The sequence below is a fragment of the Planctobacterium marinum genome (genome assembly GCF_020687805.1).
GTDB lineage: Bacteria > Pseudomonadota > Gammaproteobacteria > Enterobacterales > Alteromonadaceae > Planctobacterium > Planctobacterium marinum.
Genome location: NZ_JAJEWQ010000002.1, coordinates 823,258 through 841,115 on the forward strand (window position 1 = coordinate 823,258; position 17,858 = coordinate 841,115).

A 17,858-nucleotide genomic window follows, 5' to 3' on the forward strand; every position below is an offset into this window, starting at 1 on the left:
ACTGATGCTTCCTTTTTGCAGGGTAATGAGATAAATTCGTAACATTATCTTTACAATAGATTTTGGGGTACGAAGTGCGTCTGGAGATTACCTGTCATGACAGACTCGGGATCACGCAGGATGTTTTAGACATTCTGGTTAAATATAATATTGATCTCAGGGGGATCGAAATCGATCCTAACGGAAAAATATTTCTGAGTTTTCCCACCATTGAGTTCAATGAGTTTCAACACCTGATGCCAGAAATTCGTAAACTCAGTGGTGTCACCGACGTAAAAACAACACCTTTTATGCCCATTGAGCGTGAACGCAATGAATTAACCGCGATTCTGGAAACTCTGCCTGATCCCGTGTTCTCTGTGGACGCCAAAGGTAAAGTCATGCTGACAAATGATGCCGCCGCTTCCAGCCTGGATGTCGACAGAAAGAGCTTGCTGGGTACTCATGTCGCGGAATTAGTTAAAGGGTTTAATGTTGTAAAGTGGCTGGAGGGGCGTGATATTGGCGTTCAGACCCACAAAGTAAAGTTCGTTGAGCAGGACTTCCTTGCTGACTTTTTTCCGGTATATGTTCCTGATTCTAATCAGGTATCCATTTTGGCTGGTGCGGTAATTCTGCTTAAATCAGAATTCAGGTTAGGCCAGCAATTCAGTGCCTTTCATCAACCCAACGAAGAGAGCTTTAATCATATTTTGGCGCAAAGCCCGGTAATGAAAAGAGCGATTAGGGAGGCCAAAAAGTTTGCTGAGTCTGCCCTGCCGCTGTTGTTTGCCGGTGAAACAGGCAGCGGAAAAGAAACGTTGGCAAGAGCCAGCCACTCTGTCGGAGCGGGACGTGATAAACCGTTCGAACAGATTGTGGTTTCGGGCCATTCACCACAAGAGTTGGAAGAGATGTTGTTTGGTGATTCTGCGTCTGGTGGTGTGCTCAATAACGTCAGTATTGGCACTGTTTTACTCAAAGAAGTGTGCGAGTTAGCGGAATCTACCCAGGCAAAATTGTGCGCCTGGCTGGAGCATGCTGAACAACTGCGCAGCAAGGCGCCGAATAAGGATGAAGAGCTACCGCGGTTGATGACCACAACACAACAAGATTTAAGTTTAAAGGTTGCTGAAAATCGTTTCAGAGAAGATCTGTATTTCCGACTTACCTCGTTGATCATTGTTGTACCCTCGTTGAGAGAAAGAAAAGGCGATATTATTGGTTTAGCTGAATATTTCCTGAAACAACAAGCCATGAAAATGGGCAAGCGAGTCCCCAAGCTATCCAAATCTTGTGTTGAGTTATTGCAATCTCATGCCTGGCCTGGCAATGTCAGACAACTGGAAAACACGGTGTGCCGGGCACTTTTGACGGTGTCTGGCCGGGAAATTCACAAGGAGCATATTCAGCTACCTGGCGCAGCTTCCAGCTTTAACTTTTCCTCCAGTGACTTTGAAGGGACGTTAGATGAAGCCGTTAAAAAATTCGAAAAGTCATTGCTAAGACAACTCTATCCTAGTTATCCCAGTACCCGACAGTTGGCGCGTAAATTAGGTTTGAGCCATACCGCAATTGCGAATAAGTTGCGTGAATATGGCATTAGTCGCAAAACAATTAAAATATAATTAAATTCTGAAAAGTGACCGAAGAAGTTGTTGAGTATTTAACGACAGGAGATAGAAATGAAACTGTATGGCTATTGGCGTTCATCGGCCAGTTACAGGGTTAGAATCGCGCTCAATCTGAAAGAGATTGATTATGAGTATATCCCCGTTCACCTCGTCAAAGACGGAGGAGAACAGCATAGTAATGAATACAAATTGCTAAACCCTGCCGAATTAGTGCCAACACTGGTGGACAGCGATAATGAATCAGACATTATCCTTAATCAGTCTCTGGCAATCATCGAATATCTGGATGAACGATTTCCCGAAACGAATAAGTTGATACCGGATCACAAACTGGATCGGGCCCGGGTTCGTGCCGTGGCCTATGATTTAGCCTGCGATGCGCAACCTATTCAAAACCTGAGGGTGTTGCAGTACCTTGAGCAGCACTTTAATGCTGATCAAAATGCCAAGACAGCCTGGGCAAAGCATTGGATAGAACAGGCGTTTGCCTCTGTTGAGCGTCGAATTCAAAACTCGGCAGCGGATTTTTGTTTCGGATTTAATGTGTCAATGGCTGATGTGGTGCTGGTGCCCCAATATTACAACGCACAGAGGTTTGGTGTTGATATGAGCCACTATCCATTGATAAAAAGAGTTGTAGATAATTGTAATAAGCTGGAGGCTTTTGTTCAGGCTGCACCGGAAGCACAACCTGATGCTCAGTAGCGGTCGAGACGCTACTGAGATTTAATCGGCAGTTCTGTGGTGTTTTTCACCTGTTTCAATGCAAACGTTGAACTCAGGTGATCAACACAGGGCAGGTGAGTCAGTTTAGATTTTAATAAATGCTCGTATTCTTCAATACTCTCAACAATCACTTTCAATAAATAATCTTTTTCACCACTGGTGGTGTGGCACTCGATGATTTCTGAAATGTCTTGTACAGCCTCTTCAAAGGCATTCAGCGATTCAGTATCGTGATTTTTTAGTGTCACATAAATGAAAACACTGACACCTAAGTTGAGCAACTTATTGTTTAGCAGTGTTACTTTGCTTTTTATAATGCCGGCACTTTCCAGCTTTTTAACGCGTCGCCAACAGGGGGTATGCGACAGACCAACCAATTGACTGAGGTCAGCCATGGATACGGTGGCGTCTCTTTGCAGAACGCGTAAGATTTCACGATCAAACTTATCTAATTTCATTTAGGAGATAGGGTTTTTATTTTTTGTGAAAGGTAACAGGATTTTTCTATTTCAGAAAGAATTTTAGTACAAAAAACTCGTTTATCGTGTATCTGATGGCAAAATTGGGTGAAAGATATTAATTCCTGAAAATCGCGAAATCCACATGGAATATTTTCCTTACAGCTATTCTGGTCTTACCCCGGATTTTCTTTGAGATCCCAGGTTACGACTGTGTCAAAATAAGTACAATCCGAACAACGCAATAATAATTGAAAAGAAAGAGTCCTATGTCTGTATTTGAACATCATGAATTTGATCAACACGAAAAAGTGTTATTTTGCAAAGATAAGTCGTCGGGCTTGCAGGCGATTATTGCAGTACATAACACCAATCTTGGCCCGGCTTTGGGCGGATGCAGAATGTGGCACTACGCCGATAGTAGTGAAGCATTAACTGACGTATTGCGCCTGTCAAAAGGCATGACTTACAAAGCAGCCATGGCCAATCTGAAATTAGGCGGTGGTAAAGCTGTTATTATTGGTAATCCTCATACAGATAAAACGCCAGCAATGATGACCGCGATGGGGCGTTTTGTGAACGCTGCTCAGGGCGACTATATTACCGCTGAAGACTCAGGTATCAGTATTGATGATTTAAATCTGATGTCTGAGCAAAGTCAGTATGTCGCAGGGATTCATTCTCGTTATAGTTTTCATGGCGGCCATGCCGATGGCAACCCGGCGCCGGCGACCGCCTACGGTGTCTTTGTTGGATTGAAAGAATCCGTCAGATACAAGTTAGGTACAGACTTAAAAGGCCTCAAAGTGGCAATTCAGGGATTGGGCCACGTAGGCTACCGTCTGGCACAACAATTAAAAGATGAAGGCGCAGAGCTGATTGTTACCGACATCTACGAGCAGCAACTAAAGCGCGCGGAAGCAGAGCTTGGCGCTATTGTTGTAAGTCCGGAAGAAATTGTGCAGCAAGATGTCGACGTGTTTGCTCCCTGTGCACTGGGTGCGGTGTTGAATGAACGCACCATCCCGCAGTTAAAATGCAAGGTAATTGCCGGTGCTGCTAACAATCAGTTGGCTAAAGAAGAGCATGGAAAACTGTTGGTGGAGGCGGGCATTCTTTACGCTCCAGATTATGTGTTGAATGCCGGTGGCATCATTGATATTTGCCATCAGAACCAGGAAGACAGCAGCGCACAGGCGCTGAAAACTCACCTTGAGGGTATTGCCCTGACCCTGCGCGAAATATACACCCGTGCTGATCAGGAGCAGTTGCCCACTAATCGCGTGAGTAATTTGATCGCTGAAGAGCGATTCGGAAAATCCTGGTAATACCCCGCAGGGGCTGAATTAAATTTGCAGTCCCAGGCTGAATTGGGCATAATGCGCGCCGCGATTTCAATGGCGGTCCTGTTGGTCCTCCCGCAATGATAATTTGTGAACTCGGTCAGGCCCGGAAGGGAGCAGCCGCAGCAGATGACTCATGTGCCGGGATGTGGCTGGCGGGATTGCCACCCTCAAATTTACTTTTATTTTTCGCCTCTGCTTTCCCTTTCGTCTAAAATCTTAATACCCAAATCTATGGCTTCTTCGACTTCCTGCTCCATTTGGATCCGTTCTAACTGCGGCAGAAAAAAAGCCATGTCTACTTCGTACCTGATGTATCTCGGCGGCACTTTATTCAATGCCAGACAGCATAAATCGGCAATATAATCTGCCGTCTTTTTCCTGGGTAAGTTGAGCTTTTCAATGCGCTCTAAAACCAGGTGTTCGTAATAGTTGTGAATATCATCATCAAGTTTCATGACCGGCCACAGTGATGTTAAACTCAGTAATTAATCGTTGACCTTGTATCAATTTAAATAACCGCTGTTGGTTGTTCAATTGAAACAGTTTTAACCTAATCTTTTATATAGACCAGCTTACTTCAAAGAGCAACATACTCGTTTTACAGAGCGTGGTGCAAATGTCGTGCAGGAGAACAAAATGAAAAAAAACACGACCCCGGTATATTACGGCGATTACCTACATCTTGATCGCATTTTAAGTGCTCAGGAACTTCAAAGTGAAAAGTATGCAACTGCCGCTCACGATGAAACCTTATTTATTATCGTACATCAGGTGTATGAGCTTTGGTTCAAGCAAATTCTGCATGAGTTGAGTACGGTTATTGACGTGTTTTCTCAACAGGCCGTGGAAGATCATCAATTGTCCACCGTGGTGCACCGGTTAAACCGGGTAATAAAAATCCAGAAATTACTCAATGATCAAATCAGCATCATGGAAACCATGACCCCACAGGAATTTTTGTCTTTCAGAGATTATTTAGTTCCCGCATCGGGATTTCAGAGCATTCAGTTTAAAATGCTGGAAATTGGACTGGGTTTGAAGTCGCAGTATCGCATCGATTTTGACAAGCAGTCTTTTTACCAACGGCTGGAAGAAAAAGATCGGCATTTTCTTGAAGCCCTGGAACAAAAACAAAGTTTGTTCGAACTGGTGAACGCCTGGTTAGAGCGACTACCTTTGTTGGAGTTTGATAATTTTAAGTTTTGGCAACACTATGAATCTGCCACTAAGGAAATGTTGAAGAGTGATCGGGAAATCATAAAAAATAACAATATGATTTCTGAAGAGGATAGGCAAAAAGAACTGCTGGAATTGCAAAAAACCGAAGCCAGCTTTAACGCCATTTTTGATGAACAATATTATCAAAAGCTGATGGAAGAAGGGCATTACAGGCTTTCTCAAAATGCACTGATGTCAGCGTTATTTATTCATCAATACAGCGAAGAGCCTGTCTTTAATCTGCCGTTTCAGTTTCTGACGTGTTTAACTGAGATTGATGAAAATCTAACCTTGTGGCGGTACCGGCATGCGATGATGGTACAAAGGATGCTGGGAACGAAAATAGGCACAGGTGGATCCTCAGGGCACGAGTATTTGAAAAAAACCACTGAATCCAACCGAATTTTTAAAGATTTTTTCAATATGGCGACTTTCCTGTTGCCGAAAGAGGTCTTACCTGCACTTCCCGTAAACGTAAAGAAAAACCTTGGGTTTTCACTGTTTTCGGTTTAGCCTTGTTACAAAGTGTAAACTTTTTATTACGTCAATTGAAATGTTAGGGAATTGTAAATTTGAACTTTCACTGATTTTTAAAAAGTTTTCAGCTTGACCCCGCTCTTTTCCTTTGTGTATATTGTTTGCGGGTTCACTACCCGTTAGGTTCACTACCTAACAATAATCGCCGCGACACGAGCGGCAATAACACTAAATAAATTAAAAAATTAGTGGTCCAGGGAGACAACACATGTATATTAAATCCAAACTGGCTAAGTCAGTTCGACTAGCTATGGCTTTTGGTGCCGTTTCTACTGCTGCATTCAGCGGTTCAACAATGGCCCAGGAAGAAGCAGCCCAAGAAGAAGCTGTAGAAAAAATCGCAGTAACAGGTTCTCGTCTACGTAGAGCGGACCTTGAAGGTTCTGTTCCAATTACTACGATTGACAGAACTCAGTTAGAGTTCTCCGGTCAAGTTTCTGTATCTGACCTTCTTCGTAACACCAGCTTCAACGCTGCTGGTTCATTCAGACCTCAATCAGGTAGCTCAGCACAGGGTGTTTCTACTGTTGATTTGAGAGGTTTAGGTTCAGAGCGTACTTTGGTACTTATCGATGGTCGTCGTTTACCTAAGTCGCCTTCAACAGGTTCTTCTGCTGACCTTAACTCAATCCCAACTGCTATCATTGAGCGAATCGAAGTATTAACTCAGGGTGCATCAGCGGTATACGGTTCTGACGCAGTAGCAGGTGTAATCAACATCATCACCAGAAAAGAATTCAACGGCGTTGAAATCAAACTTGGTGCGCATGAAATTGAGCACGAAGGCGGTGACCGTGAAGAAGGCTCGATCATTATCGGTACTTCAAGCGACAAAGGTAACATCGTAGGTGGTGTTTCATGGAACCATCGTGACATCGTATTCCAGAGAGACTTCCCTTGGTATGCACCAGGTGCATCTTTGTACGGTAACAGCTTCTCTACTGCGACTGACAACGGTGATGGCACATACACTGATGACTTCAACGTAACTTCTTTCCCAGGCGGCTGTAACGACGGTGAAGGTTTCTACGAAGTTGACTATGCAGCCTCTATCACTGGCCAGCGTTGTGCTTATAACTTTGCATTAGTATCTGCTGACGAAGCATCTACTGGTGTAACCAGCTTGTTCATGAACAGCGAATATGAAATCGCTGACGGTTGGAAACTACTGTCTAAAATGAACTGGAACAAAACTGATTCATTCGGTCGTTATGCACCAGTTCCAGATTCACCTTCACCGTTCGCTGGTGGTACTGGCAACCCAATCCCGGTTGATAGCCCGAACAACCCAACTAACCCAGAAAGTGCGATGTATGACCCAGCATTTGGTCCAAACGTACCAGTTTTCTGGTGGCACCGTTTTGACGCATTAGGTAATCGTGACAACGAAGTTGAAAACGATACGCAGAACCTGATGGTTATGGTTGAAGGTGAAGTGGGTGACTTTTTCGTAGACTTCGGTGTACGTCGTACTAAAAACAAAACTTACGATATCGGTCGTAACTACTTAGTACGTACCACTGCAGAAGCTTACATCAACGACGGTACTTACGATCTGCAAAACCCAAGCGCAAACCCAGATTCAGTTCTGAACGCGATGAAAGCAACCATTTCTCGTATCAGTATCTATGACCAGGACGAAGTTTTCGCTTCTGCTCAAACTGATCTGTTCGAAATGGGCGGCGGCATGTCTTCAATCATCTTCGGTGTTGAATGGCGGGAAGAAGATTACAACGACCAATACGATTCACTGTCTGAAGCTGGTGCAATCGGTGGTTCTTCTGGTAACTCTGCAGGTGGTGGTCGTACTGCACGTGCAGCTTTCGTAGAGACTTTGTTGCCAGTAATGGACAACCTGGAAGTCACCTTAGCGGGTCGTTACGATGACTACAGTGATTATGGTGATGACTTCTCTCCTCAGATCTCTGTTCGTTGGGAACCAATGGAAGATTTAGTTGTTCGTGGTGGTTGGGGACAAGGTTTCCGCGCACCAACACTGGACATCCTGACTCAGAAAGATTCTTTCGCAGCTGACTCTGTGTCTGATGACACTCACTGTGCGGCATTGAGTTTGCCAGTAGGTTGTTCTGTACAGATCAACGGTCTGCGTACTGCTAACCCGAACCTGAGTTCAGAGCAATCTGAGCAGTTGTCTGTGGGTATCGCTTATCAACCGCTTGACAGCTTAAGTTTCTCATTAGATTACTTCGATATTGAGATTGAAGAACGTATTAACTTCTTCGATGCTCAGGAGCTGGTAAACAGAGAAGCCGCAGGCGACCCAATCCCAGCTGGTTTAGGTGTTGAAAGATTACCTACTGGTGCGATTACTCGTATCGTTCAGGGTTATGGTAACGATGGTACACTTGAAACTTCTGGTGTTGACTTGAACGTTAAGTACTCTCAAGACCTTGGTTTTGGTGACCTGACTTCTTCACTGCAATACTCTTATGTATTCGATTACAGAACTGACGGTGGCAGAAACGAGATCGGTGATATCGGTCAGCCAGAAGACAGAGGTGTTTGGTCAAACACATTAGCGGTAGGTGACTTCAACGTTGCATACAACCTGAACTACATCGGTGACAACGCTGAGAACGTAGTTGACGGTGAGCAAATTGGTCACGTTGGTTCTTGGGTTACTCATGATATCAACGTAACTTACCACACGCCGTTTAACTCTAAAGTTACTCTTGGTGTGAACAACGTTGGCGGTAAAGAGCCACCTCTTGAATCATTCCGTGGGGGCGGTGGTAGCCGTTCTTATAACTTCGACTTGTACGATGGTTACGGACGTATCGTTTACGCGAGATACGTACAATCTTTCTAATTTGACTTAGAGAGAAACATAAATGAGAAAGCCAGCGCAAGCTGGCTTTTTATTTATGGGCCGATATAATGAAAACAAATAACAATAAGATTAACCCATACAATACCCGAAAGGGCGCAATGGTAAGCAATGCTATTGACCATTGAGACTCGGTATCTTTTCTATCATGCATAAGCAAACAATTCCCTGGCAGTCCTACTGGCAAGACGGCAACTTCGATACTTTTGGTAAATCCTTTTCTGATGGCAATCCGGTTGCTGATGCGTTAGCAGTAAAATTAAAAGAGATTGCACTGACAAACAGTGAAGTGCAGACTTTATTGGATTTGGGATGTGGTAAAGGTGAGCACTTTCAATGGTTAAGAGAGATGTTACCCGTTCAGATAAATCAACCCCTTCATATAGTGGGAGTTGATGCTGCAATTCCAACCATGGAAATTGATAGCCACACCAAAATTGTCAAAGATAACTTTGAATCACTGAGTCATGTACTGCAGTCAGAACAGTGCTTTGACGTTGTCTTTGCAATGTTTGCTGCGGAATATGGTCAGTTCAACAGAATCCTGAAAGCACTGCAGTTATTACATAGTGGACAACTGGATTGCATTTTTCTGATGCACACACCCGGCTCAATCATCACTGAAAAAACCAGGCACACTCTGGATTTTTACCGTTTGTTTTTAAATAAAGACCTTGATAAGGCCCTGAGAAAACTCAAAAAGACAACTAACATTAAAATGTTCGAGACAACTGTACTCAATAACCTTAACGCGGTAATTGGACTTAAGCGTTCTGAGTTGATGTACGACCTGCACACGGTGGCGGAACGATTACAGCGCTTGTTTAGTTCCATAAATCTGAGCCAGAAGTCAAAGCACGTAGAGCAGTTGTTGCATTACTTTGAGCAATTAAGTATGCATAAGTTGCGTTTGGAGCAGCAATTAGCAGCGTCTAAAAACAGTGAACTGTTAAACGGTGCATTGGCAGATGCGGGTCATCATATAAAAACTGATGAGATATTGTTTAATAGTTATGGTGAAATAGGGCGTTTTATTCACTTTGTTATCCAGCACTAGCGCAGACAAAATTATAGACTGAATAGAATTAATACACTTATGCCAAACATCTTTCCAAGCCATGCTTCCGCCATTGTTTATCGTCAGTCGACGCTGATGCTGGTTTCACTTTCTGGTGTGCATCCCGCAATTAATCTGTCGCTGGCGGACGTACTGCTTATTGATGCAATGTTGAGACACAAACAAAACCGTGATGTGATTGGAAGTTTTTTCTCCACTGCTATGGGGAAGCGCTTAAGACAAAGCGTCAGTGATGCTCAAATACTAAACAGAATAAATGAATTAGAAGTTGTTAAACATCAATGTAACGCATTCAGTGATATTGAGGTCGTGCCATTATCTGAACAGCCAGTAACCGATAGTGGCAAACTAACTTCGATGGATGAACAATTCTACCTAAGCATGCACCACAGTGTCTATTTGGCGCAATCCGGGTTTGTGTGTTATGCCCCGGCTATGGGCACCTATGTCAGCCTGACCGGTGAACAAACAATTTTGCTGTTGTCATTTGCCGGCGGCACCAAGCCAGATGCCTTGTTTTCCCATAATAATTTTGCCGGTGCAGACCAACAGGCGCTTTTTAGTTGGTTGCAAAGTATGCTAAATGCCGGGGTGCTGGTGACTAAATCTGTTATTGAAACACCCCAGAAAGCAAAATTAAGTTCATTCTCAACGCAATCCACTGACAATCCTACCATTGAATTGGATTGGAAAGCCGTTGATTCGGACGGTCGAATTCCCGTTTATTTTGTACCCCATATGGAAAATCATTTTCCGCTGGCTTTAGGGGTATTACTCAATGCCTTAAATGAACATAACTCGGGAGTGTTACGAGATAAGTTTCTGTTTTTGCCCATAACCTATCTGGAACCGACTGATTTGATCAATGGTCCATATCGAAAATTCGGTACCGGGATATGGTTGTTTTCCAATTATATGTGGTCAATAGACCTGAATATGCAAATCAGCAATGCGATTAAACAACATGATTCGGGTAATTTCACCATTCATGGCGGGCCCAGTACACCCGATTATCCAGAAGCGTGTGAAACTTTTCTGAAAGATAATCCTTCGGTTGATATTGCCGTTCATGGTGAAGGTGAAGTGACAATCACTGAAATATTTGAAGTCCTGGCGCAGTCATTTACTGCTGATGGCGATATAGATCGTTTTAGACTCAGTAAAGTGACGGGCATTACCTTTAAAGATCCCATTGCCAACAATATTATTCGCACCGGAAGTCGTGAACGCATGAAAGAACCGGACAGCGTGCCATCACCTTATCTTTCTGGCGTTTTTGACAATTATCAGGGCAGGGTGGAAGCAGCGATAATAGAGACCAACAGAGGTTGCCCTTACGGATGCACATTTTGTGATTGGGGGTCAGCCACTAACCAGAAAATACGCAAGTTCGACCTCGAGCGGGTGTATGACGAAATTACCTGGATAGGTCGAAACAAGATCCGGGTTATTTGGATTGCCGATGCCAACTATGGTTTGTACGAAAGAGATATTGATATTTCCAAACACATTGTTGCCACGAAAAAGAAATACGGCTTTCCACAAGAAGTTGTCGTTAATTACACAAAGAATTCAACCCGAAAACTCGTAGATATTATCAAGGTTTTCAGCGAGGGAGGGATAATTAGTCAGGGGATTATTTCCATACAAACCACAGATGAGAAAACCCTGGAAGTTATCAACCGCAAAAACATTCGCACAGAACGCTATGATGAATTGTCTGAGATCTTTGCTGAACAAAAGTTGCCGCTTTCAACCGATTTGATGATTGGCCTGCCTGGTATAACTGTGGATTCGTTTAAGTTGGATTTGCAGCGCTATATAGATAAAGATATTTCGGTTAAGGCCTATCCAACTCAATTACTGCCTAACAGCCCCATGGCTGACCCTGAGTACATTAAGAAGTACCAGATTAAAGTGGATAAAAATAATTTTATTCTTTCCACCTACAGCTTTACCCAGCAAGAGCTGGTGCACATGAAAGGGCTGTTTCAGGTTTATGAAATGGCAGAGGGTTATGGTTTACTGAGATACCTCACTCGGTACTTACAGTGGGAGTATGAGATTCAGGCAATTGAGTTTTTGGAAACATTACTTATCGACGTCAATGCCAATCCGAATACCTACCCACTGCTGACCTGGGGAGTTCATTATTTTAATGTAGAAAAGAACATTCCGGGTGGCTGGCACGCTTTTTATCGCGAACTGGCCAGCTACCTGATTAACAGGTATGAGATAGCCGATGATAGCCGATTAGCTACGGTGCTGGCCGTCAGTGCTGCCTCAATGCCAGATGATGGATTGCAATATCCCTACGTAGTCGAGACCGAGCATGACTTTGTCGCTTACTTCGTTGCAGCGAAAGAACAGTTCCAACCGCTCAGCGCCTACGGCAAGAGTGAGTTTTCAGTTTCTGATCCCAATTCTCTGGTGGATATCGATCTCAATGCCACGCAATATGATTCACATCAGTATTTTTGGGAGCTGCAATCCGAAATATCACGACCTAAATCGGTTGTAAAGGTATGATCAAAGCAGCGGCTTGCTGGGATTATAAGCAGCCTGGAAATATAGTGAATTTTACCCTATATAAAAGCCTGTAAACGTCAGCCTTTTATCGCAGAACTGCCCAACAAGTATTGGTTAAATGGCTGGTCGCCTTGCTATATTGTTATGACGCATTCAAAAATAGTACACAGTACGCCATTAATGATTGCTGAATTAAGGATTTAAACCCGGTTACTTACTGTTTAATGGTATTAGTTAGCGAATGAGTGCAGATTTATTTAAAAAAGCGTTACAGGCTCATCAGTCTGGTGATCTTCGGAGTGCCTCAGAATATTATCAGAAGGTATTGCAAAGAGTTCCGCGGGAGCACAACGCTTTACAACTTCTCGGAGGGGTTTTTCATGCGCAGGGTGACAACGCAACGGCATTAAAGTATCTGCAGGCCTCTCTGAATATAAAACCTGACCAGCCCCAGGTCATGCTCAATGTCGCAACTTGCCAAAGACAGTTGCAAGACTACAGCGGCGCCTTAACAACGTTAAAGCAATTAATGCGTCGCGATTCCGCCAATTTTGGCGCGTTCAAATGCCGTATGTTCGTATTGGTAGAGATGGGCGATTATGAAAGGGCCTATCAGGAGCTCAATGCACAGATACATAAATTTCCCGGCCATTATGAACTGTATAATTTATTGGGTGCGGTTGCTTCTGAATGTGAGCACTTTGAAAAAGCCATCAGAGCTTACCAGAAAGCGTTAAAGATAAGACCAAACTCCGACGTCGCCAGACATAATCTGGGGTTAGCCTATCGACAAAATGGCGAACCTGAAAAAGCCCTGAAAGAATATCAAATTGTTCTCAATAGTGGTAAACACAGCTATCAGCTAATGCACAACTTAGGAGATACCTATTTTGATCTGGGGCACTTTGAACAAGCTGCCACTTATTACCGCAACGCACTAAAGCTTAATTTTTCCAGTCTGGAATCTCATATCGGATTGAGCGAAACCTTGTGGCAATCCGGGGAAGACAAGTTGTTTTTAAGCAGCTTTGAAAAGGCAGTACTCAAATTCCCTGATAAAACCAGGTTACTCTACAGTTTTATACGACGACTGTGGCGTGTCGGGCAATACAAACAGGCGTTTAATCTGCTCCAAAGCCGTGAGGGTGCTTCTGGCACTGACCCGATATTCCAATTTTTGCTGGCTAAATGCTGGTTGGCAACCGGAGATACAGGTCAGGCTAATACTTGTTTTAAAAAGTCGCTGCTGGGACGAGAGCTCCCTTTATCTGATAAGTTAGAGGTGTGTCGGATATACCTGGACCAGGCAAGGTTCAGTGAGGCAATGACTATTTGCACCGACATCTTAAAGACGGCACCAAACCACACAGAGGCATTGGCATGGTGGGCCGTTTGTCTGGGGCAAAGCAAGGATAAGCAAGTTGATAAACTCTATGATTTTGAGCATTTGATTGGCAGTTACCAGCTGTTTGACAAAAACACAGACGGCAACCTTTATCGGGATCTGGTAGACGAGCTAAGCCGAAAGCACCGCGCCAATGAACCTGTCCGGGACAAGTCATTACACAATGGGACTCAAACGCGGGGCCATTTGTTCCGGAAGTCTCAAGTTTCCTGTCTGAACGAGCTGGAAAAACGGATGCTCGACAGGGTGGCAAGTTATTTAGAAGGCAGGCCGGAAACCGCAAAATTGCGACAGTGGCCAGACAAGGCACATTTTGAGCTAACCTCGGCTTGTTCTGTAAAACTCAATAGCAATGGCTATCAAACTACGAAAATACATGCTGAAAGTCAGCTTACCGGGGTGTTTTATTTAACCACTTATAAAGCACCATCTTCTGGTACTGAGGAGGGGGGATATCTAAAAATCGGTGAAGCGCCGCTGCAAAATCCGGAATCATCATCGGTAATGAAATTGCTAAAAGCCGAAGTGGGGCGGTTATATATATTCCCATCATACTTTTGGCACGCGACTTCGCCATTGGGGGATGCTGGTCAACAAATCACCGTATCGTTCGAAATTAACTCACCCAAATTTTCCTGAAAAAAAATTTGCTGCGGATTGCTAAAATTTTATTCGGATCTTTTAGCGTTTTATGCAAATTTCTTGCAAGCTTATGTATACAAAGCCCTTGTCGCAGCACTCCTGATTCCTTGTTTCAAAAATTTACAATCTGTTACAGCTTATTCGCATAATAATTAAACAAATGGCTGATGAAATTCATATTTTTGTTATATTTTTTTTAAGCTATTGTTGATCTGTGAGCCTTTGGCTGCTTGACTTAGTCTGTATATCCATGTGAATATCATTGGGTCCCAGTGCCGTATTAAATAAGTAGGCACTGACTCCAATAACAAAAAATTTTTCAAATATCGTCCCTTGTTATGCGATTCCAAATGTAACAAGGATTAAAGTTTAATTGGTTGGGAACTATGTCCAAGATGAGCAAGAGAAATTTAATTGCCTCAGCTGTCGTAGGTGTTTTAGCACTTGGCGGCAGTACCTTGGTCTCAGCAGATCCATTAAAAGATCTGCAAAATGAGGCTGGTAAAAATCACGCGGCTGCAGCGAAAGCCCAAGAAAGAATCAATAGCATTTACGAGCAAACTCAAGATTTGCTTATTGAATATCGTCAGGTGGTTGACGAAACTGAAAATCTGAAAGTATACAACGATCATATTGCTCGTCTTGTTGCAGACCAACAAGAAGCAATCGACGATCTGCAACGTCAAATTGACGGTATCGATGGTGTTAAAAAGGGCGTAGTGCCTCTTATGTATAACATGATCGATTCATTGGAAAAATTTGTCGATTTAGACGTTCCAATTCGTTATCAACAACGTAAAGACCGCATCGCTCGCCTGAAAGAAGTCATGGGTAACTCCAATGTAACTGTTTCTGAGCAGTTCCGTCTGATTCTGGACGCCTATTCAATCGAATTGGATTACGGCAACACCATCAACGCCTATCAGGGTGAATTGGATTACAACGGTCAGACAATCTCTGCTGACTTCTTCAATTTAGGTCGTACCGCCTTAGTTGCTCTGTCACTTGACCAGAAAAATGGTTGGGTTTGGGACAACAATGCACGTGCCTGGAATGCAATGGAAGACAGTTACCTGTCCTCGGTTAACAAAGCTATCAAGATGGCTAAGAAGTTAGAACCAGTGAACCTGGTGAAGCTACCTATCGTCGCGGCGGAGTAAATAATAATGAAGAATACTATTAAAGCACTATTAGTGGCTTCTTCTGTAGCCGCACTTTCGATGCCAGCGATGGCACAAAGCTCACTTGACCAGCTTCTGGACGAAGTTAAGAAAAACCGCGTTTCTGAAGCAAAAATCAATCAGCAACGCGAAGCTGAATTTTTATCAGCTCGTGCGGACAAGCAAGCCTTATTAAACAAGGCTCGCGCAGATCTGAGAGCAGAAACTGATCGCGGTGAGCGTCTGAAGAAGCAATTCGCAGACAATGAAATTGCGCTGGCTAACAAAGAAGTTGAGCTGGATAACGCAGTGGGCACCTTAGGCGAGATGTTTGGTGTAGTACGTTCTGCTGCTTCTGAGGCTTATGGACGTATTTCTACTTCAATCGTAAGTGCTCAGTATCCTGGCCGTACAGAATTGTTGGAAAAATTGTCCAACGAATCTAAAGGCTTGCCTAATATTAACGAGCTGGAAGAGATGTGGTTTGCTCTGCAAACTGAAATGACTGAATCAGGTAAAATTACACAGTTCCAGGCAGACGTTGTAAGTCTGGACGGCGGTTCTTCCACACAAACAGTGACTCGTATAGGTACCTTTAACCTGATCGGTGACGAAGGTTACCTGTTGTACAAAGATGACCTTAAACAAGTACAGCCTTTGGGTAAACAACCAGATGGTCACATGGTTTCTTCGGCTAAGTCTTTCACGACAGCAAGTGGACTGAATCCTCTTTTTGTTGACCCGTCTCAGGGTTCTATTCTGAGTCTGTTGACTCAGGCAGCTACGCTTGAAGACCGTTACCACGCAGGTGGTATCCCAGGTTATATCATTACCGTTATGTTAGCTATCGGTGCGCTAATCGCACTGTATAAAGTGGTAACATTGACAGTGATGGGCGGCGCAATCAGAAAGCAATTGAAAAACATTGACACGCCGTCAACTAAAAATCCTCTGGGTCGCATTCTGACAGTTTATGAAGAGAACAAGAGTGCAGATACTGAAACGCTTGAGCTTAAAGTTGATGAAGCTATTTTAAGAGAACTGCCTTCGATTGAAAGTGGTATCAACATTATTAAGATTTTGGCTGCAATCGCTCCGTTATTGGGTCTGTTGGGTACCGTTATCGGTATGATCGCGACCTTCCAGCAAATTACTTTGTTCGGTACAGGTGACCCAAGAATCATGGCGGGAAGTATCTCTATGGCGTTGGTAACAACAGCTCAAGGTATTATCGCGGCATTACCTCTAATCCTGCTTCACGCTATTACTGCAGGTAAGAGCAAGAGCATATTGCACATTCTCGACGAGCAAGCTGCTGGTATCGTAGCTTCACGTGCAGAAGGGGAGAAAGCGTAAGATGTTATTCCTGATAGAGACATGGGAATCTGTCAGGGATTTTATCGCTACTGGCGGCGACGTATTGTATGTCGTCGCAGGAGCGCTCTTCTTAATGTGGATTTTTATGATTGAGCGCTTTTGGTTTCTTAACGCAGTTTTTCCAGGTATGCACAAAGGTATTGTTGCTAAATGGGATTCTCGTGAAGACACCACTTCCTGGTATGCGCATAGAATTCGTGACGCTTGGATTTCCGAAGCATCGGATAAGTTAAATGAGCGCATCTTGTTAATAAAAACACTAGTTGCGATGTGTCCGTTAATCGGACTGTTGGGTACGGTAACCGGTATGATATCCGTATTCGAGACAATGGCTACACAAGGGACAAGTAACCCTCGTTTGATGGCCGCAGGTATATCAATGGCGACAATTCCTACGATGGCAGGAATGGTTGCAGCATTGTCAGGACTGTTCTTCAGTTCTCGTCTCGAAACCAAAGTGAAAATCGCAAAAGAAAAGTTGATTGACAGTTTGCCTCATCACTAGAGAGAGAATTATATGGCTCGCAAAGAACGTGAACAGGGAGAAGACGCAGCGATCGACATGACGCCCATGCTGGACATCGTGTTTATCATGCTTATCTTCTTCATTGTTACTACATCGTTTATCAAAGAAGCAGGCATCGAAGTTAACAAACCTACAGCCAAGACTGTGGTATTGAAGAAAGGTGCCAACATTTTCGTGGCCATAACTGCTGATGGTGATGTGTGGTTAGATAAAAGACAAATTGACCCTGGTACGGTAAGGGCCAATATTGAACGTCTTTTAGCTGAGCAGGCTTCAGAGGTAGTTATAGTTCAGGCGGATGAAGACGCTGAACACGGAAAAGTGGTCGACGTTATGGATCAGATAAAAGCCGCAGGTGTTAATCGCATAGCGGTCGCGGCGATAGGTGGTTAATT

General features: G+C 43.7%; 14 protein-coding genes and 1 other RNA gene. 13 read left to right on the forward strand and 2 right to left on the reverse strand.

All coding sequences use genetic code 11. The annotated features are described in order from the left end of the window. The first annotated feature begins 74 nt into the window (after positions 1-74). Complete coding sequence (locus tag LJ740_RS09035; RefSeq protein ID WP_229528739.1) at positions 75-1,607, forward strand: TyrR/PhhR family helix-turn-helix DNA-binding protein; 1,533 nt, start codon at positions 75-77, stop codon at positions 1,605-1,607. Positions 1,608-1,658: 51 nt separating this feature from the next. After that, a complete protein-coding gene (gene maiA, locus LJ740_RS09040; RefSeq protein WP_229528908.1) occupies positions 1,659-2,318 on the forward strand; it encodes a maleylacetoacetate isomerase in 660 nt (219 codons plus the stop codon). 11 nt (positions 2,319-2,329) lie between these two features. On the opposite strand, the gene LJ740_RS09045 is transcribed toward maiA, so the two are convergent. After that, positions 2,330-2,797, reverse strand: a complete 468-nt coding sequence (locus tag LJ740_RS09045; protein ID WP_229528740.1) for an Lrp/AsnC family transcriptional regulator — start codon at positions 2,795-2,797, stop codon at positions 2,330-2,332. A 269-nt stretch (positions 2,798-3,066) separates the two neighbouring features. On the opposite strand from LJ740_RS09045, the gene LJ740_RS09050 reads away from it, so the two are divergent. Then, the gene (locus tag LJ740_RS09050) at positions 3,067-4,125 is read left to right on the forward strand and encodes a Glu/Leu/Phe/Val family dehydrogenase (protein ID WP_229528741.1); all 1,059 of its coding nucleotides are present in this window, start codon (positions 3,067-3,069) and stop codon (positions 4,123-4,125) included. A gap of 79 nt (positions 4,126-4,204) precedes the next feature. Then, positions 4,205-4,301: signal recognition particle sRNA small type (gene ffs, locus LJ740_RS09055), an RNA gene on the forward strand. Between the two features lie 21 nt (positions 4,302-4,322). Here the strand turns inward: ffs and LJ740_RS09060 are convergent. Continuing rightward, a complete protein-coding gene (locus LJ740_RS09060; RefSeq protein WP_229528742.1) occupies positions 4,323-4,598 on the reverse strand; it encodes a late competence development ComFB family protein in 276 nt (91 codons plus the stop codon). A gap of 181 nt (positions 4,599-4,779) precedes the next feature. Here LJ740_RS09060 and LJ740_RS09065 point away from each other — a divergent pair, with 181 nt between their 5' ends. The 9 genes from LJ740_RS09065 (at position 4,780) to LJ740_RS09105 (ending at position 17,856) form a co-directional block, all read left to right on the forward strand. Further along, the gene (locus LJ740_RS09065; RefSeq protein ID WP_229528743.1) at positions 4,780-5,874 is read left to right on the forward strand and encodes a tryptophan 2,3-dioxygenase family protein; all 1,095 of its coding nucleotides are present in this window, start codon (positions 4,780-4,782) and stop codon (positions 5,872-5,874) included. Between the two features lie 232 nt (positions 5,875-6,106). Then, a complete protein-coding gene (locus LJ740_RS09070) occupies positions 6,107-8,728 on the forward strand; it encodes a TonB-dependent receptor (RefSeq protein WP_229528744.1) in 2,622 nt (873 codons plus the stop codon). 166 nt (positions 8,729-8,894) lie between these two features. After that, positions 8,895-9,803, forward strand: a complete 909-nt coding sequence (locus tag LJ740_RS09075) for a class I SAM-dependent methyltransferase (protein ID WP_229528745.1) — start codon at positions 8,895-8,897, stop codon at positions 9,801-9,803. A gap of 39 nt (positions 9,804-9,842) precedes the next feature. Beyond that, positions 9,843-12,353 carry a B12-binding domain-containing radical SAM protein gene (locus LJ740_RS09080; RefSeq protein ID WP_229528746.1) on the forward strand — a complete coding sequence of 837 codons (2,511 nt, stop codon included), beginning with the start codon at positions 9,843-9,845 and terminating at the stop codon, positions 12,351-12,353. Positions 12,354-12,594: 241 nt separating this feature from the next. After that, positions 12,595-14,397 (forward strand): 2OG-Fe(II) oxygenase family protein, encoded by a 1,803-nt coding sequence (locus tag LJ740_RS09085; RefSeq protein WP_229528747.1) that lies wholly within the window; start codon positions 12,595-12,597, stop codon positions 14,395-14,397. Positions 14,398-14,795: 398 nt separating this feature from the next. After that, entirely contained in the window at positions 14,796-15,560 is a 765-nt protein-coding gene (locus LJ740_RS09090; RefSeq protein ID WP_229528748.1) for a DUF3450 domain-containing protein, read from the forward strand. Between the two features lie 6 nt (positions 15,561-15,566). Further along, entirely contained in the window at positions 15,567-16,916 is a 1,350-nt protein-coding gene (locus LJ740_RS09095) for a MotA/TolQ/ExbB proton channel family protein (RefSeq protein ID WP_229528749.1), read from the forward strand. Position 16,917: 1 nt separating this feature from the next. Further along, positions 16,918-17,442 (forward strand): MotA/TolQ/ExbB proton channel family protein, encoded by a 525-nt coding sequence (locus LJ740_RS09100; protein ID WP_229528750.1) that lies wholly within the window; start codon positions 16,918-16,920, stop codon positions 17,440-17,442. Between the two features lie 12 nt (positions 17,443-17,454). Continuing rightward, on the forward strand, positions 17,455-17,856 hold the full coding sequence (locus LJ740_RS09105) for an ExbD/TolR family protein (RefSeq protein ID WP_229528751.1): 402 nt from the start codon (positions 17,455-17,457) through the stop codon (positions 17,854-17,856). The last annotated feature ends 2 nt before the right edge of the window (positions 17,857-17,858 follow it).

Coding starts and splice junctions, on each gene's coding strand:
- LJ740_RS09100 (WP_229528750.1), top strand. CDS start 16,918: ATGTTATTCCTGATAGAGACATGGGAATCTGTCAGGGATTTTATCGCT.
- LJ740_RS09075 (WP_229528745.1), top strand. CDS start 8,895: ATGCATAAGCAAACAATTCCCTGGCAGTCCTACTGGCAAGACGGCAAC.
- LJ740_RS09105 (WP_229528751.1), top strand. CDS start 17,455: ATGGCTCGCAAAGAACGTGAACAGGGAGAAGACGCAGCGATCGACATG.
- LJ740_RS09085 (WP_229528747.1), top strand. CDS start 12,595: ATGAGTGCAGATTTATTTAAAAAAGCGTTACAGGCTCATCAGTCTGGT.
- LJ740_RS09060 (WP_229528742.1), bottom strand. CDS start 4,598: ATGAAACTTGATGATGATATTCACAACTATTACGAACACCTGGTTTTA.
- LJ740_RS09070 (WP_229528744.1), top strand. CDS start 6,107: ATGTATATTAAATCCAAACTGGCTAAGTCAGTTCGACTAGCTATGGCT.
- LJ740_RS09080 (WP_229528746.1), top strand. CDS start 9,843: ATGCCAAACATCTTTCCAAGCCATGCTTCCGCCATTGTTTATCGTCAG.
- LJ740_RS09050 (WP_229528741.1), top strand. CDS start 3,067: ATGTCTGTATTTGAACATCATGAATTTGATCAACACGAAAAAGTGTTA.
- LJ740_RS09090 (WP_229528748.1), top strand. CDS start 14,796: ATGAGCAAGAGAAATTTAATTGCCTCAGCTGTCGTAGGTGTTTTAGCA.
- LJ740_RS09045 (WP_229528740.1), bottom strand. CDS start 2,797: ATGAAATTAGATAAGTTTGATCGTGAAATCTTACGCGTTCTGCAAAGA.
- LJ740_RS09095 (WP_229528749.1), top strand. CDS start 15,567: ATGAAGAATACTATTAAAGCACTATTAGTGGCTTCTTCTGTAGCCGCA.
- LJ740_RS09065 (WP_229528743.1), top strand. CDS start 4,780: ATGAAAAAAAACACGACCCCGGTATATTACGGCGATTACCTACATCTT.